We start from the raw sequence: 16,796 nt of genomic DNA on the forward strand, positions 1-16,796 counted from the left end.
TTATAGTCGATTTTTAATTTAATGTCAAATACTAGAAATAGAAATAGAAATATAAGCTCAATAGATTGACGTTTTAGGGTAAATATTATATGATAAAAATATTAACGTTAACGTTTAATCCGCATTAGACGAAAGTTGGTGGAAGGCATGAGTACTAATAAGGCAACATTAAAGGATATATCTAAGGCTATGAATGTTAGTATGACGACTATACACAGAGCTCTGCATAACAAAGAGGGTGTAAGTGAGAAGATTAGAGAAGAAATTAAAAGAGTTGCCGGCGAAATGGGATACAGAACAAATTATGTAGCTGCATCTCTGAAAAGAAAGACCGTAAAATTTGCAATTATAATACCAGAGCCTACCAATGAAAATAGATACTACTATTTATGTTTATGGCAAGGTATAAGGAAATTTTTAGATGAAGTTTCAGAATTTAATATCGAAACTTTGGAGTTTTCTTATCCCCTTTCAGTTGGGAGTAATGGTAATAAGCTGAAAGAAGTTTATGAAAAACATGGTGATGCATTAGACGGGATACTAACAGTAGGGGTAAATCATAATCAATCAAAATACTTTATTGAAAAATTCCATGATAAAAATATACCAGTGGTACTCATTGGTGCAGATCTATTAAAAGATAAAAGGTTATGTTGTGTAAAAACCTATGATCATATGGCTGGAAGCTTAGCGGCAGAGCTGCTCACCAGTTTTATAGAAAAGAGTCAAAACAAAAAGATTATGCTTACTGGAGATATGGAAATGATGGACCAGTATTATAATGCAGAAGGTTTTGAAAACTATATGAGAGACAATGTACCCAATATAGAAATTATTAAAGTAAGCAACCTAAAGGATGAAGAGGTATATTTAAGCATTAAGGAAGTACTGCTTAGAGAAAAAGATATTTATGCAATCTACTCATGCAGTGCAAGGAATACAGTTCAAATGTGTAAGGTAGCAATAGACCTGAATATGCAAAATAGTTTAAAGCTGGTTGGAAATGATAGTTTCCCAGAAAGTATAGAACTGTTAAGACAAAATATACTTAATGCAATAATACACAAAAGACCGAATAGGCAGGCATATATTGCTATGAAGGTTCTTTTTGATTATGTGGTTAAAGGAGAGTATCCTGATAGCAGTACGATTTTAATCAATTCTTTAATTACAATGAAAAGCAATTTAGATATATGTATATAAAATAGTGCAGCGTTTGGTTGCACTATTTTTACGTGTATTAAAGTTAACGTTTTCTGTTTTTTAAATAAAGGATAAAACTTTAAAAATGATATAAAACTATTATTTATTGTAAAATATGTAGCAAAAATAATTAAAATATATATCTGTATTGACAAATTAGATACTTATGTTAAAATAATAAAATAAATACTACGTAAACGTTTAAGTAAAACGTGAAGAAGTATAATAATATATCCAGGGGGTAATAAAATGAAAAGAAAGTTATGGGCATTATTAATGGCAGTGGTTACTGTGGGATCTTTTACAGCATGTGGGTCATCAACATCAGCACCTGCAACTGTGGCAAAAACTGAAGCAGCAGCACCAGAAGCCGCAAAGCCTGAAAATGTGAAAACACAGACATGGAGAATGGCATTTAATCAAACAGAAGCCCATCCTCAATATAGAGTGATGCAAGAATTCAGTGATAGCTTTAAAGAAAGAACAGGCGGAAAGTATGAGATTAAACTTTTCCCAAATGAAACGTTAGGCAACCAAAGAGAAACGCTAGAGCAAGTTCAAGCAGGAACTATTGAGATGTCTATTGTAAATAATACACATCCAGGCAGTGTTTCAGACTATTTTAAAACATTTGATATTCCTTTTGTTTTCAATGATATTGATCATGCTATTAAATTTATGTTAGAATCACCAGTTATGGAAGAAGTTAAGAAAGATACAGAGCAGTATGGATTTAATATTGCAACTTACCTTCCAGCAGGCGTAAGAAGCATGTATACGGTAAAAGCACCTATTAAAAGTGCTGCTGATATGAAAAGCTTAAAGATTAGAACGATGGAAAGTGATACATACGTAAAAATGATGACTTATTTAGGTGGTAATGCAACACCGATGGCGATGGGTGAACTTTATACAGCGATTCAATCAGGGGTTGTAGACGGCGCAGAAAATAATGAGATTACTTACGTAAATTCAAAACACTACGAAGTTGCACCATATTGGTCTGAAACAAAGCATCTTATTGTTCCAGACTGGTTAATTATTAATCATGATACTTTTGAGAGCCTGACAGACGAAGAAAAAGCTATTTTCAATGAAGAAGCGGCAATTGCTGTAGAAAAAGTTGCAAAACTTTGGGATGAAGATGTTGAGAAGTTAATGGCTACTTTAGCTGATAAAAAAGTTACAATTACAACAGGTGTTGATACAGAATCATTCAGACAAGCAGTTCTTCCACTACATGAAGAGTTAACGAATGCCAATGAAAAAATCAAAAAGGTTTATGATGCTGTTCAAGCTGTAAAATAAGCATTAAGACTTATAAAAGCTTTAAAGCTATAGGAGGGTAAAAGGTAGTGCAGACTATTAGAAAAAACTTAAATAAAATAGCAGTAAGTCTTAGCATAGCTGTAATGGGAATAATGGTTTTGCTCGTTACCTGGCAGGTTATTACAAGATATGTTTTTAATAATCCAAGTACATTTACAGAGCAGCTAGCGAGATATATGTTTGTATGGTTGGTGGTTATTAATGCAGCTTACATATTTGGCAGAAGAGAACATATGAATATTGGATTTGTTCATAGTAAATGCTCACCTAAATTACAAATGATCCTTAGTTTAATAAGTGAACTTGTTGTTTTAGTATTTGTGTTAGCTGTATTAGTTGGTGGAGGTATTCAAGCTGTAAAGCTTGCCATGCCGCAAATGGACTCAGCACTTCCTATAAAGATGGGGATTATATATTTAGCACTGCCTATTAGTGGTGTGCTTACCACAGCTTATACAATTTGTAATATTACAGATTTAATCAGAAGATCAAAAACTGCTTAATTACTTATTGTGAACATAAACTAAAAATACATACACTTTATTACGATTGGAGTTGAAGATATGGACGCTGCACTAGTGTGCGGACTCATTATGCTTGTATTAATTACTATACTTTTAATTATTGGTACGCCAATTAGTATCAGTATAGGCTTTGCTTCTACCATGGCAATGCTTGCTATTTTACCAGTAGGAAAGGCTGTCTTAATGTCAAGCCAAAAAATGTTTGCAGGAACGAATTCTTTTTCACTCCTTGCAATACCGTTTTTTATACTAGCGGGTATTATTATGAACAATGGCGGTATCGCCAGAAGACTTGTAAACTGTGCCCAGCTTTTAGCTGGAAGATTACCAGGCTCAATGGCACAGACTAATATAGTTGCTAACATGCTTTTTGGTGCTATATCTGGTTCAGGGGCAGCGGCGGCGGCTGCTATAGGTGGTATCATGGGGCCCCTTGAAGAAGAGGAAGGGTATGATAAGAGCTATTATGCGGCAGTAAACGTGGCATCTGCCCCTACGGGAATGATGATTCCACCAAGTAATACCTTGATTGTATATTCCACCGTTGCTGGAACAGTTTCTATTAGTGCATTATTTATGGCAGGCTATATTCCAGGAATTCTTTGGGGGCTTGGAAATATGGTAGTTGCAGGTATTATGGCAACAAGGCTTGGCTATAAAGGAAAAACTAAAATTCCATTTAAGCAGGGATTAAAGGTCTTTTTAGATGCTATACCAAGTTTGCTTTTAATTTTTATCGTTATAGGCGGTATTCTAAATGGTGTATTTACACCTACTGAAGGATCAGCAATTGCAGTTGTCTATGCAGCCGTTTTATCTATGATTTATAAAAGTATAAAACTAAAGGATGTTCCAAGAATTTTATTAGAAGCTGCGAATATGACATCTATTATTATTTTTATGATTGGTATTTCTACGATTATGTCCTATGTTATGGCCTATACAGGAATTCCAACGATTATTGCAGATGCTTTATTGGGGATTACAACGAATAAGTACCTTATTCTAATGATTATGAATGTATTTCTACTCATACTTGGTACTTTCATGGATCCAACACCGGCAATACTTATATTTACACCAATTTTCTTACCGATAGTACAGAGTTTTGGAATGAGTCCAATACACTTTGGTCTTATGATGACATTTAACCTTTGTATTGGTGCTATCACACCACCAGTTGGAACTGTATTGTTTACAGGTTGTAGGGTTGCAAATACTAATATAGAAACGGTTGTAGGGAAGTTAATACCCTTCTTTGCAGTAACTATTTTAGTACTACTATTAGTAACCTATATACCAGCACTTACTTTGACAATACCAGCATGGTTTGGCTTAATATAATTTTGAAAGCTATAGTATGTGCTTTATTGAAAGGACTAGAAAATGTTTGTTTTAGATAAAGAAATGACATCAACAACTTTAGAAAATGGCGTTATACGTAAAATAAAGGGTTATATAGATGAACTTATGGTAGTTGAGCTTAAATGGCAAAAGGGGATGGTTGGAGATGTGCATACACATCCTCACTGTCAATGCGGCTATATTATTAAGGGGAGCTTTGAAGCCTATATGGACGGCAAAAAACAAGTATTAAAAACTGGGGACTGTTTTTATGCCACCAAGGATGTACCTCATGGGCTTGTATGTTTAGAAAATGATTCATTAATGATAGATATTTTTACGCCTATGCGAGAAGATTTTATACAATAACATTGATTATATATTTTCCAAAGAAATATGTTTTGATATAAAAGACAGCTATGAAAAATAAATTATATTTTTCATAGCTGTTATTGTCTTAGGTAGCTTGACAATAGGTTAGTATTTGATTATTCTATAATAAGATTAATAAAATAATGCTATAAGCAATGAAGAGAAATCAATAGTGTAAATGGTTTAAGATTAAAAGAGAGGAAGCTCACCGGCTGCAAGGCTTCTAAAAATCAAACTTTATTGTCCAAGTCTCTGAGCACTGCGTAAACTCATAAGCGCAGCGGGTTCTCCCGTTATAGAGACCTAAGCGAATAGAGTAAACTATAAGAGAACTTACTTTATTAATCAGGGTGGTACCGCCGATTATTTGGCCCCTATGTATTTTTACATAGGGGTTTTATTAATTTTAAAGATGAATACTTAAAAATAAACTATAAAAGTTGGGAAATAACAAGGAGGATATTATGGCAGGAAAACAAAAGTTTGTATCAGAGATAACTGATATGGATCAGGACTTTGCGCAGTGGTATACGGACGTTGTAAAAAAAGCAGAACTTGTAGACTATGCAAGTGTTAGAGGATGTATGATTATTAAACCTTATGGCTATGCCATCTGGGAACTTATTCAAAGTGAACTTGACCGCCGTTTTAAAGAAACGGGGCATGTGAACGTCTATATGCCGATGTTTATACCAGAGAGCTTACTGCAAAGAGAAAAAGACCACGTAGAGGGCTTTGCACCAGAAGTGGCATGGGTGACTCATGGGGGTTCTGAAAAGCTTACAGAAAGACTTTGCGTAAGACCTACATCAGAAACATTATTCTGTGATCATTATGCAAAAGAAATACAATCTCATAGAGACCTTCCTAAGCTCTATAACCAGTGGTGTTCGGTAGTAAGATGGGAAAAAACAACTCGTCCATTTCTACGTACTTTAGAATTTTTATGGCAAGAAGGGCATACTGCACATGCAACAGCAGAGGAAGCAGAAGAAGAAACAGTACGTATGCTTAATGTGTATGCGGAGTTTTGCGAAAATGTCCTGGCTATTCCAGTTGTAAAAGGACAAAAAACAGAAAAAGAAAAGTTTGCAGGGGCAAAAGCAACTTATACGATCGAAAGTCTGATGCATGATGGTAAAGCACTGCAGTCAGGCACAAGCCACAACTTTGGAGATGGCTTTGCAAAAGCATTTGGCATCCAATATACCGATAAAAACAATCAATTACAATATGTGCATCAAACCTCATGGGGCATGACAACCCGTTTGATCGGGGCTATGATCATGGTTCACGGAGATAACAGCGGACTTGTTGTACCACCAGCAGTTGCACCGGTTCAGGTCATGATTATTCCTGTGGCACAGCATAAAGAAGGCGTACTAGATAAGGCCTATGGGCTAAAAGAAAAGCTATCAAAACTTGCAAGAGTAAAGGTAGATGATAGTGATAAATCTCCAGGATGGAAATTTAGTGAGCACGAAATGAAAGGTGTACCTGTTCGTTTAGAAATAGGACCAAAAGACATTGAAGCGAACCAAGCAGTACTTGCAAGACGTGATACAGGAGAAAAGACTATCGTATCATTAGATAATATCGAAGAAGAAGTGGCAAAGTTACTTGAAAATATGCAAAAAGAAATGCTAGAAAAAGCAAGAGCACATAGAGAAGCACACACCTATACAGCTGCAACTATGGAAGCATTTGCAAAAACAGTAGAAGAAACCCCTGGATTTGTAAAAGCAATGTGGTGTGGTGATGAAGCTTGCGAGCTAAAAGTTAAAGAAGAAACAGGAGCAACCTCTCGCTGTATGCCATTTGAACAAGAGCAGATTGCAGATACTTGTATTTGCTGTGGCAAACCCGCAAAAACAATGGTATACTGGGGCAAAGCTTATTAAATGAGTGGGCGCACTGGCGACGATAGTTGAAAATAAGCCTAAAGTAAGACCATGGGGATTTATGCTTGCAGATAACGATAAATTTACTTTTTAGGATAATATTATAATACAGAGCGTATTTAAGAATAAAGAAATTAATAAACTAAACAAAACCTCTTTTCCCTAATTAGCGGGGAAAAGAGGTTTTGTTTTATGAAAGAAGTTTTTTAATGTCATCTTCCATATCTAAGGGGGAAGTAGTAGGCTCATATCTCTTTACAATATTACCATTCTGATCGATAAGAAACTTTGTGAAGTTCCATTTAATAGAGTCATCTATAAGGAACTCAGGATGTTTTTCTTGAAGTAAGCTCTGAAGAATTTTACCAATCGGATGATTTAAGTCAAATCCTTTAAATGGTGCATTTTGAGTTAAATATTTAAATAAAGGATGGGCGTTTTCTTCGCGAACATCTACCTTTTCAAAAAGTTGAAAAGAAACACCATAGTTAAGTGAACAAAAAGCTTGAACTTCCTCGTTGGCGCCTGGTTCTTGGCCTTCAAACTGATTACAAGGAAACCCTAATATTTCAAGACCTTGGTCTTTATATTCTTCATAGAGTTTTTGTAAATCTTCATATTGTGGGGTAAAGCCACATTTGCTTGCAGTATTTGCTATAATAATGACTTTACCTTTGTATTTATCAAAATCAATAGGCTGACCGCCGATAGAATTTGCTGAGAAATCATAAATAGTCATAGAAAATGCTCCTTTCAAATTTTAATTGTGCAAAATTATATTTTATAAAATTAATTTATCATATTCCTTTTATTTTGTCAATATAGATTTCATATCTTTAATTTTAGGTATTCATGATAATAGGTATTGTTTATGTATAATTTTAGATAGATATAATACAAACTATGGGGATAATGAAAGAAATTAAGGTAAAACTAATGACAAAAAGATTATTAATAATTTTTTGTACCTATGGGTACATAAAATTATAGAATCTATAGCTATAATAAACGCATAAGAACTAATAAATAAACGGAGGTTAAGAATATGAAAATTACAAAAGACATGACAATTGGTGAAGTAGTTAGAAATTATCCAAGTACAATACAGGTGCTTGGCAGTTTTGGAATGGGCTGTGTAGGGTGTCCTTCTGCACAGGCAGAAACACTAGAAGAAGCATGCCAGGTACATGGTATGCAGCCAGATGAACTTCTTGCAGCATTAAATAAAGCAGTACAATAGTCGAAAGGAGAATCCACATGAGCGCATTTTTAGGAAAAATACATTACTGGCTATATAATAAAGTATTATGGCATGAAGAGTTATTAGAAGAAATAATAAAGTTTGCAGCAACAAAAAACGTGCCCGTTGAGGCAGTCAAAGCAGATATTTACAATAAATATGGCCAGCCGGATTTTAGTCCACTTGAAGAAGTTATAGATCATGGCAATATTCATGGCTGGCTGCAGTCAAGAATCCAAAGTGTAGAATATCGTATAGCAGCTGTTATTACAGAACTTATTAATAAATACGATATTAAAATTGAAGAAATAAGTGAGATCTATAAAAATAATGGTATTAAGGCAGCAAAGGTAGTGCCAGCAGAAGTTAATCAGCCGCAGGATTTGTTTACACTTATTTTTGATTTTATGCTGGCAGGAATGCCTTGTGACAGAGTACATGAAACAGTTTCAGATACGCAGGCAGAATTTACGTGGCAAACTACTAGATGTCTTCATAAAGAGTACTGGGATGCTGTAGGTGGGGATATCAATCATTACTATTTATTACAAGATGCATGGATCTTAGGATTTGTTAAGACAATAGATCAAGGTTATTCCTTTATACGTAGTGCAGATGGACTAAGGTCTATTAGAAAGGGGTAAAAATATGAATGGTATTTCACTTATGGTAGAAGAACATAAGTATATTAAAAGAATGCTAAACGTCATTAGAAAGGCAAGTTATTCAGTCTTGCAAGGAAATCCCATAAACTACGACGATTTTGCTGATATGATAGACTTTGTAAGGAACTATGCAGACGATCATCATCATGGCAAAGAAGAAAAAATGCTTTTTAATAGGATGATGGATGAAATGGGCGGAGCAGCCCAGAAGCTTGTAAGGCATGGCATGTTAGTAGAACATGATATGGGAAGACTGCACATGAAAGACCTTGAAGAAGCACTTCTTAAAGTAAAAGAAGGAGATCATGAAGCACTCATTGATGTCATTGCCAATGCAGTAGCGTATGCAAATCTGCTTTACAGACATATTGATAAAGAAGACAGCCTTGTGTATCCTTTTGCCGAAAGAGAACTTCCACAAGTTACTCTAGATAAAATTAATGAAGAATGCGATGCATTTGAAAAAGAAATGGAAAAGAAAAATGTACAAAAAAAGTATATAAAATTATTAGAATCATTAGAGGATAAATATGTTAGTTTAACCTTCTTATAAAAATGAGCATACATTCTAAATGCCTTATAGTTTATAGATTAGGTCCGTCAAGTTATTAGGCGGACCTAATTATAGTATTTATTTAGGAATCACCTATGAATGCCAGGTATAAAAGACATTTCCTAAGAAATAATACATGTATAGGGAGAACTATTAGGAGGAATGTTTATGGATATGGTAATGGATAAGACCGGTTTGCTTCAAATATGTATAGATGCTTGTTCAAAATGTGCACAGACATGCTATGAGTGTTTTAATGCATGTTTAAGTGAACCTGACCTTAATGCAAGAAAGGACTGTGTAAGTATATTGGTTGAGTGTGCCATGGTCTGTCAGATGACGGTGTCAATTATGTCAATGAATGGACTTTTTTCTAAAGAGCAATGTGAGTTATGTGAAAAGATTTGCAATAAATGTGCTGAAGAATGTGCGATGTTTAAAGATGAGTACTGCAAAAAATGTGCGGATATCTGTTTAACCTGTGCGCAGGCGTGTCAAAACATGACCCATAGTCAGTATTCAGTTATTTAACCGATATATATTAGGACTTTGATTGACAATAAGAATAAAGAAGCCGTGAATATTTATAAGCTTAGATAGCTAAATATTCACGGCTTCTTTATTCACAAAAACCTTCTATTAGAACATGCATAACGCCACCACATACCATGCCTTCGGATTCGGCTACTTCATTTGTCATATCAACTTGTTCGATTAGAAAATTCTGACTACCCATAACGGCTCTGGCCTTAGTGAGTATTTCTGATTCACTGCAGCCTCCTCCTATACTCCCAATGCTTCTGCCATCAAGGTAGGCAAGCATTTTAGCACCAGCTTTTCGAGGCACAGAGCCTTTAGAGGAAAGGATGGTTATAAGGGCTCTTGGGATATCTGATGCTTCAGATGTTTTTTGAGCTGTTTCTTTATCAAACTCAGGTAGAACAAGACTTTTATTTTTAAAGCTAATAAGCTCGGCTACTATAGAAATAGCTATTTCATCTGGGGTAATAGCGCCTATATCAAGGCCTATTGGAGAATGAACGGCATCCAGTTTATCTTGAGGGATGCCCTCGTGCAGTAACTCGGCCATCATGCCTTTTACTCTGCGTTTAGATCCTATCATACCAACATAATGAAAATGATGCTTTAATACTTCACGCAGAACAGTACCATCATACCTATGCCCCCGGGTTATAATGACTATAAAATCAGAAGGTCTAAAATCAATTTGACTAAAGGAGTCTTCAAAACTCTCGCAAATAACCTGCTTGGCATTTGGGAAACGGGTTGTATTTGCAAATGCTAGTCTATCATCTACAACTATAATATTAAAGCCTACATGAGCTGCATAGTCAACCAGGGGTTTCGCAATATGTCCGCCGCCAAATATAATTAAGCGCGGATTTGGTATAAAGGGTTCAATAAGCATAGCGTGGTTTTCTTTAAGCGGAATGATCTGAAGTTTGCCTGTGTCTATTGCAAGACGCGCTTTATCGCAGAGCATTTTATCAATTGCTAGGGAGGGTGTATCTAGCATTTTTTTGGTTAAAAGAATTTTGTTTTCTATAACTCCGCTTTTAGTGTTATTATAGTGCAGGTCTGTAAGTAATAAACACTCATTACCAGCGTCGATCTGTGTGATTAATGTTTTATATATAGGTTCAAACATATCTATCTACCACCAAACTTTATATTTTTAAATAACGTATATTTACATCTATTCTACTTCTTTTTGAGTAATACTTAAAGCGTATGATCCTCTTATTTTTTATAGGGGTAAATCTGGGTCTATAGTTCCCTCAAAGAACTCCTGTGCGGCACTATACCCCTGATAATAAAGGAATTTATAAGTTAAATCCTCAGTTAATATATTAAAATTAACAGCAGAAACTTCTTTAGTATTTATCTGAATACTTCGCGATAGATCTTCTGGACTTGAAAGATAAAGTTGTTCTTGAACTTTTGAGCTGCAGGCTAAAACATTACTGATAAAATCTACAAGATTATTGATAGGTTGTGGAGGAAGCTCACTTTTAAACATCCCTCCTAAAGTTACAGCGGGTGGATCTTCTTTGTCAAAAAGATTGATTGGATAACTGTACATAACGCCTCCATCAGAGAAAAGGTTAGAATGACTATCAGAGGATCTTTCTATAGAGGGGCTTTCAATTGCTTCAAAGAAGAGTGGGATTGACATAGAGATTCTAACAGCTTCAGCAACCTCCATATGCGGCGTGTTTTCATAGCAAAAAACACGGGTGACATGGTTTGATATATCTGTTCCTATGACACAAAGGTCACGGAAATGGCGGTTATCTTTATGTAAAAAAGGATTCTTAAAATCTGTGAATGTATAAGGTGGAAGTTTTTTATCAGCATCAAACTGTGAAGCAATTTGCTGCTTGACCCACCTATAGAAGTAATCTGAGGAATACCATCCATATTGCTTAATAAGCCTATAAACACAATCGATATCTCCAAAAAGTTTATTAAGGCTTCGCTTAAGGGCTCTTGGCATAATCTTAGGTCCAAGAAGTTCTCCTTTTCCAGGGACCTTTTGATAGTCTAGGGAATCAGCCATAGTCTTCATTTCATTAAAGGGCAGATTAAAGCTTGTGATACAAGCCGATATAGCCCCAGCAGAAGTACCAGCTACTCGTGTTATATTATCCAAAATACCATGATGATACAGATAATCCAACATACCAATATAAGCTATGCCCCAAACACCCCCGCCTTCAAATACTAAGTTTTTAAATTGACGCTTCAAGGAAATCCCTCCTTTGCCTTTTGGTTTTAATATATTCCTATAGAGGCTTTTCCTACTACAAAGTTTAAATAGAGATAGGAAAATAATTTTCTCCATGGTTCCTCCATAAAACATCTCTATAATCAAGTTATAAAGACTTAGGAGGTATAACAATGTCAAAACAAATACTTAATAAAAAAGAACAGTTCACGCAACCACAAAAAAGTAAATTGCCCTTAATAATGGGTATTTTAGGTGTGACCTTGGTGGCTGTCATTCTATTTTTTATGTTTGGACCTAGTAAAAAAGAGAGTAACAATTACTTCGGAGATCCTGTGGCAGCAGAGCGCTCTTATGTTGGAGAAGTTATTGCCATGACAAAAATCGAACCCAATATTGAGGATGGCAAAATAAAGATCCCACTGGATGTAGTGGATCAAAATAATATTGTTTCTTTTGAGATAGAAAACAATGAGCAGATTTTGGTTCCTTTAATGGCTTATATTACACCAACAGGACGTTTGTTTGTTGGAAGCAGTATGTGTGAGCCTTGCCGTGGACGCACGTTTTCACTGGGTGGTGAGACACTGATCTGTGATACATGCCGAACGACTTATACCATCGAAGATCATGAGTTTATCTCTGGTGCAAAAGCATGCGGCGCATATCCACCTGTTAATATGAACCCAATAGTTGAAAATAATGTGATCAGTATTGAGTTAGATGAAGTATTAAATTGGAGAATTCGTTCTTAGATTTTAAATACAATAAGGAGGGTTAGTCGTGAAGATAAATATTAAATACATTCAAGGTGGTTTGATTGTTTTATTGGCTGTTATAGTCGTTAATAAGTTTTTGCCATCACGAAACATCAAGGGATCTGCGCCTAATAATAGTTTTAATGCAGCGAGCCAAAGTGATTGGGAAAGTTACCCGGAAGAACCTGTAGATAGTCAGTCTAATAATACGCTTGAGCCGCTTGCACAGGCAGGTTTAGATTATTATCTTGAAAAAAGTGGGGATGATCCAGACTCTGGAGATATTGAGTCTAGAATAGAAAATTTTGGTTGTCATAGTGAGGTTCATATTTATAAAGATGGAGAGCTCGTTATGAGACTGGCATATTTTGGTGGACAAATGTTTGAACTATAAATAAGGCTTAGTATGGATAGATAGGAGTGAGTTCATGAATATTTTTCAGATTGCTTTAAACAACCTGAAACGGCGAAAAATGAAGATGTTGTTTTTAATGATAGGTCTCGTGATAGGCGTTACGACCGTTGTTGCATTTCTAAGTATTATAGAGGCTATGAACACAGACCTCGGAGATAGAATAGATGAGTTTGGCGCAAATGCCGTGATTTTGCCACGGAGTGAAGGAATAGAGATGGATAATGGCGCCATGGTTTCTGATTTAACCTATGATGTGCAGATTCTTACATTAGATGATATACCTAAGATTTATGCATCCTCTGTAAGTGAATACATTAATATTGTATCACCTAAACTTATAGGAGCAGCTCAGGTAGGGGATCAAAAGTCTCTGATTGTAGGCATAGAGACAAAACAAGAATTTACCCAAAAACCATGGTTTTCTTTAGACATGCAAGATGGTGTTGCACCGGGTGATACACCAGGTGATCTAGCACTTCTAGATGTACCAGAGGATGGCCTTATTATGGGTGCTTCTGCTGCGCGGGTGCTTAATGCTCAAGTAGGTAATCAGATTAGTGTAAATGATAGAACCTTTAAAGTATTTGGTATTCTAAAAGAACTCGGCAGTGAAGAGGATGGGCTGGTTTATGCTAACCTAGGCGTTGTTCAAAGTTTACTTAATAGACCCAATGAATTGTCTATGATTGAAACCTCGGCATATTGTAACAATTGTCCTATTGAGGAAATTGCAGTTGGTCTTGAAATGGCTTTGCCAAATGGCCGAGTTATTCCACTTAGACAAGCAGCGCTTTTTAGAGAAGAAACCATTGGGCAATTTTCTACCTTTGGTTATGCACTTTCAGGCATCGTTTTACTAGTTGCTGCTTTAATGGTATTTACTACGATGCTCTCGTCTATTAATGATAGAACAAGAGAAATTGGGATTTTTAGAGCAATAGGTTTTAGACGTATGCATATTGTTCAAATTATATTTTTAGAAGCAGGTATTATTAGCATTATTGGAGGTTTCATTGGATTTATATTAGGAAGTGTTTTGGCTAAGTATGCAGGGCCCTATCTGGCACAAATTCAAGGAGAGATCCCGATGCGTCCAGAGCTTCTTCTGCCTGCAATATTACTCTCAGCAGGCGTAGCAATCTTAGCAAGTACCTATCCAGCCCTAAAGGCTGCGCGCATGGATCCAGCTGAAGCACTTCGTTTTATATAGCCCTATTATGAGAAAGTATTACGAATATGGAGGTAAAATATGTCTGAAATAATGATTTCACTTAAAGAGATAACAAAAACATATCAATCTATGGGAGATACGGTACAGGCGATACGCTCAGTAAGTTTAGATGTCAAAAAAGGTGAATCTGTAAGTGTCATGGGGCATTCGGGTTCTGGTAAAAGCACACTGCTTTCTATATTAGGAGCCCTCACACCGCCTACATCAGGGGTTGTAGAGATAGATGGTATTGATATTTATAAGCTTACACAAGAGAAACGTGCGGATTTTAGGCGTGAATACCTTGGATTCGTTTTTCAGCAGTTTCAGCTTATTCCTTATCTGACTGCGGGGGAAAATGTTATGCTCCCATTAACAACGACCAAAAAGTCTAATAAAGAAAAACGTGATATGGCAGCAGAAGTTCTTGCCCGTGTAGGTTTAGGGAATAAGATGAACAGGCTTCCAAATCAGCTCTCAGGAGGAGAGCAAGAAAGAGTGGCTATCGCGAGGGCTATTGTTAATGAACCCCCTCTAATACTCGCTGATGAGCCTACAGGGAGTCTTGATACTAAGACTGGAGATGAGATCATGGAGCTTTTTCAGAAGCTAAATGAAGAAGGCTTAACCATTCTTATGGTGACACATAACCCTGATTATACCCATTACATGGGGCGTACTATTACTATGAAGGATGGGCTGCTATTACCGGATCAATCTTTAATAATGGATACTCATAAATAAATATAATGGAGGGATAGCATGCAACTTTATCATATTGTGCTCAATAACCTCAGAAGGCGTAAGGCTAAAATGCTTTTTGTTCTTTTGGGTTTGATTATAGGTATTGCGACCATAGTATCTGTCTATGGTGTAGTAGAGACTATGAAAACAGAAATGACAAGACAAGTCACTGAATTTGGTGTTAATGTGGTCATAACGCCGGATTCGGGCGGGTTAACTTTTTCCTATGGAGGCATTACGCTTCCAGAAATTATGTATGATGTTAACGAGTTAACATCAGAAGATTTAGATAAAATTAATGGTCTGCCTTCTAAGGAAATGGTGAGAGTTATAGCACCTAAGCTAATTGGAATGGAGATGCTAGAAACTGGACAAAAGGTTACAGTAGTTGGAGCTAACCTACAAGAAGAATTTACGGTAAAACCATGGCTGCGTATAGACACTTCAGAACCAATGTCAGAGGTGAACCGCTTAGATGGTGAGGCATCATCTAATGAAATACTTGAAAATAAGGCCATAGATAATGCAGAGAAAAAAGAAATGGATTATGAAGCCATTGATTTAACCCGTGAAGACATAACACAGCTTAATCTTTCAGATCAAGAGATTATAATAGGCTCTGTGTTAGCTAAAAGCCTAGGCGTAAGTAGTGGTGATACAATAACAATAGCTGGAAGTGAGCTTGAGGTTTATGCCACTTTATTAGAAAGTGGTACGATACAAGATCAGCAGCTATTTATGAATCTTCCAGCAGCACAAAGCTTATTAGAACGTCCAGATAAGATTACTGTTATTGAAATGGCGGTTGACTATTTTCTAGGATCAGAAGAAGCTTTGCTGACTGAGATAAAAGAGGAACTTCCTCATACCAATGTGACGAGTCTGCGTCAAGAAACCCTTAGACAAGATGAAATGCTTACAAGGTTGGTACGTTTTGGTACAGCCATATCTATACTAGTTCTTTTAGTAGGCATGTTTGTAGTAGGGCTTACAATGTTAAGTTCTGTAAGAGAACGGACCCGTGAAATAGGTATTTTCCGTGCACTAGGGTTTAGAAGGAAGCATATCACTCAAATGATTATTATGGAAGGAACTATTATAAGCTTTATAGGTGGTGTAATTGGTTTTATTATGGGTATGTTTATAGCCCGTTATGCATCCCCTTTATTTATAGGAGCCGAAATGCAAGTAGCGTGGAGACTTGACCTGTTACTTATTGCCCTAGGAACATCTGTTATAATTGGTCTGATATCCAGCCTTTATCCGGCTTATCAAGCAGCCAAGTTAGACCCTGTTGAAGCACTTCGTTTTATATAGTATGACTCAAAGCTTAAAAATAGGAGACTGTTATTCAAATTTTAAAGTTTAATTTGAGACAGTCTCTTTTTTGTATCCTTTTTTACACTTAAAGATAAACTTCAGCGTTCTAAGAAGATTTTTGCTTAAATTAAACGATCAAGAGGATAATGCGAGAGATTACGGTAAAACTAATGAAGGGTTAAAAAAGCGAATGAATGATAACAAACGGAGGTTAGGTAGTATGAAGATTTCAAAGGATATAACAATTGGTGAGGTCATTAGAAACTATCCAAATGCACTTGAGGTACTTAATCGTTTTGGGCTAAACCATGTCAATGAAACAGAGATACAGCTAGAAAAAATCGGAGAAGCCTGCGCCGAACATGGCGTGCCAGTAGATGCGCTTATTGAAGCCTTGAAAGAAAATGTTGAGTCAGAAATAAGGTGGTAAGACAGAAGATGCTTAGAGCCAACCATGGGAAATGGTTGG

At 36.0% G+C, this 16,796-nt stretch carries 19 protein-coding genes; 16 read left to right on the top strand and 3 right to left on the bottom strand.

Translation table 11 applies throughout. The annotated features are described in order from the left end of the window. Positions 1-147 precede the first annotated feature (147 nt). The 6 genes from BN3326_RS14545 (at position 148) to proS (ending at position 6,673) form a co-directional block, all read left to right on the top strand. Positions 148-1,203 carry a substrate-binding domain-containing protein gene (locus BN3326_RS14545; RefSeq protein WP_069999976.1) on the top strand — a complete coding sequence of 352 codons (1,056 nt, stop codon included), beginning with the start codon at positions 148-150 and terminating at the stop codon, positions 1,201-1,203. A gap of 249 nt (positions 1,204-1,452) precedes the next feature. Continuing rightward, positions 1,453-2,511 (top strand): TRAP transporter substrate-binding protein, encoded by a 1,059-nt coding sequence (locus BN3326_RS14550; protein ID WP_069999977.1) that lies wholly within the window; start codon positions 1,453-1,455, stop codon positions 2,509-2,511. A 47-nt stretch (positions 2,512-2,558) separates the two neighbouring features. Next, positions 2,559-3,035, top strand: coding sequence for a TRAP transporter small permease (locus BN3326_RS14555; RefSeq protein ID WP_069999978.1), 477 nt, complete (start codon positions 2,559-2,561; stop codon positions 3,033-3,035). 60 nt (positions 3,036-3,095) lie between these two features. Continuing rightward, the gene (locus tag BN3326_RS14560; protein WP_069999979.1) at positions 3,096-4,400 is read left to right on the top strand and encodes a TRAP transporter large permease; all 1,305 of its coding nucleotides are present in this window, start codon (positions 3,096-3,098) and stop codon (positions 4,398-4,400) included. A 42-nt stretch (positions 4,401-4,442) separates the two neighbouring features. Next, positions 4,443-4,769: a cupin domain-containing protein gene (locus BN3326_RS14565; RefSeq protein WP_069999980.1), complete on the top strand. Its 327-nt coding sequence runs from the start codon at positions 4,443-4,445 to the stop codon at positions 4,767-4,769. A gap of 467 nt (positions 4,770-5,236) precedes the next feature. Next, positions 5,237-6,673: a proline--tRNA ligase gene (gene proS / locus BN3326_RS14570; RefSeq protein WP_069999981.1), complete on the top strand. Its 1,437-nt coding sequence runs from the start codon at positions 5,237-5,239 to the stop codon at positions 6,671-6,673. A gap of 190 nt (positions 6,674-6,863) precedes the next feature. Here the strand turns inward: proS and BN3326_RS14575 are convergent, their stop codons facing one another. Beyond that, positions 6,864-7,412, bottom strand: coding sequence for a glutathione peroxidase (locus BN3326_RS14575; RefSeq protein ID WP_069999982.1), 549 nt, complete (start codon positions 7,410-7,412; stop codon positions 6,864-6,866). A 306-nt stretch (positions 7,413-7,718) separates the two neighbouring features. Here BN3326_RS14575 and BN3326_RS14580 point away from each other — a divergent pair, with 306 nt between their 5' ends. From BN3326_RS14580 to BN3326_RS14595, 4 genes are all read left to right on the top strand, one after another. Next, a complete protein-coding gene (locus tag BN3326_RS14580; protein WP_069999983.1) occupies positions 7,719-7,913 on the top strand; it encodes a DUF1858 domain-containing protein in 195 nt (64 codons plus the stop codon). Positions 7,914-7,930: 17 nt separating this feature from the next. Continuing rightward, positions 7,931-8,557, top strand: a complete 627-nt coding sequence (locus tag BN3326_RS14585; RefSeq protein ID WP_069999984.1) for a hypothetical protein — start codon at positions 7,931-7,933, stop codon at positions 8,555-8,557. Positions 8,558-8,561: 4 nt separating this feature from the next. Next, positions 8,562-9,131, top strand: coding sequence for a hemerythrin domain-containing protein (locus BN3326_RS14590; protein ID WP_069999985.1), 570 nt, complete (start codon positions 8,562-8,564; stop codon positions 9,129-9,131). A gap of 168 nt (positions 9,132-9,299) precedes the next feature. Beyond that, positions 9,300-9,662 carry a four-helix bundle copper-binding protein gene (locus BN3326_RS14595; protein ID WP_069999986.1) on the top strand — a complete coding sequence of 121 codons (363 nt, stop codon included), beginning with the start codon at positions 9,300-9,302 and terminating at the stop codon, positions 9,660-9,662. Positions 9,663-9,750: 88 nt separating this feature from the next. On the opposite strand, the gene BN3326_RS14600 is transcribed toward BN3326_RS14595, so the two are convergent. Continuing rightward, positions 9,751-10,800, bottom strand: a complete 1,050-nt coding sequence (locus BN3326_RS14600) for an XdhC family protein (protein ID WP_069999987.1) — start codon at positions 10,798-10,800, stop codon at positions 9,751-9,753. 99 nt (positions 10,801-10,899) lie between these two features. Further along, positions 10,900-11,901, bottom strand: coding sequence for a patatin-like phospholipase family protein (locus BN3326_RS14605; RefSeq protein WP_069999988.1), 1,002 nt, complete (start codon positions 11,899-11,901; stop codon positions 10,900-10,902). A gap of 152 nt (positions 11,902-12,053) precedes the next feature. On the opposite strand from BN3326_RS14605, the gene BN3326_RS14610 reads away from it, so the two are divergent. From BN3326_RS14610 to BN3326_RS14635, 6 genes are all read left to right on the top strand, one after another. Beyond that, positions 12,054-12,635: a Fe-S-containing protein gene (locus BN3326_RS14610; protein WP_069999989.1), complete on the top strand. Its 582-nt coding sequence runs from the start codon at positions 12,054-12,056 to the stop codon at positions 12,633-12,635. Between the two features lie 28 nt (positions 12,636-12,663). Then, positions 12,664-13,032, top strand: coding sequence for a hypothetical protein (locus BN3326_RS14615; RefSeq protein WP_069999990.1), 369 nt, complete (start codon positions 12,664-12,666; stop codon positions 13,030-13,032). Positions 13,033-13,066: 34 nt separating this feature from the next. Then, positions 13,067-14,263 carry an ABC transporter permease gene (locus BN3326_RS14620; protein ID WP_069999991.1) on the top strand — a complete coding sequence of 399 codons (1,197 nt, stop codon included), beginning with the start codon at positions 13,067-13,069 and terminating at the stop codon, positions 14,261-14,263. A 39-nt stretch (positions 14,264-14,302) separates the two neighbouring features. After that, entirely contained in the window at positions 14,303-15,007 is a 705-nt protein-coding gene (locus BN3326_RS14625) for an ABC transporter ATP-binding protein (protein ID WP_069999992.1), read from the top strand. Between the two features lie 18 nt (positions 15,008-15,025). Continuing rightward, a complete protein-coding gene (locus BN3326_RS14630) occupies positions 15,026-16,324 on the top strand; it encodes an ABC transporter permease (protein ID WP_069999993.1) in 1,299 nt (432 codons plus the stop codon). Between the two features lie 223 nt (positions 16,325-16,547). Continuing rightward, the gene (locus BN3326_RS14635) at positions 16,548-16,757 is read left to right on the top strand and encodes a DUF1858 domain-containing protein (protein WP_069999994.1); all 210 of its coding nucleotides are present in this window, start codon (positions 16,548-16,550) and stop codon (positions 16,755-16,757) included. Positions 16,758-16,796 lie beyond the last annotated feature (39 nt).

The sequence above is a fragment of the Cellulosilyticum sp. I15G10I2 genome (assembly GCF_900095725.1).
GTDB lineage: Bacteria > Bacillota > Clostridia > Lachnospirales > Cellulosilyticaceae > FMMP01.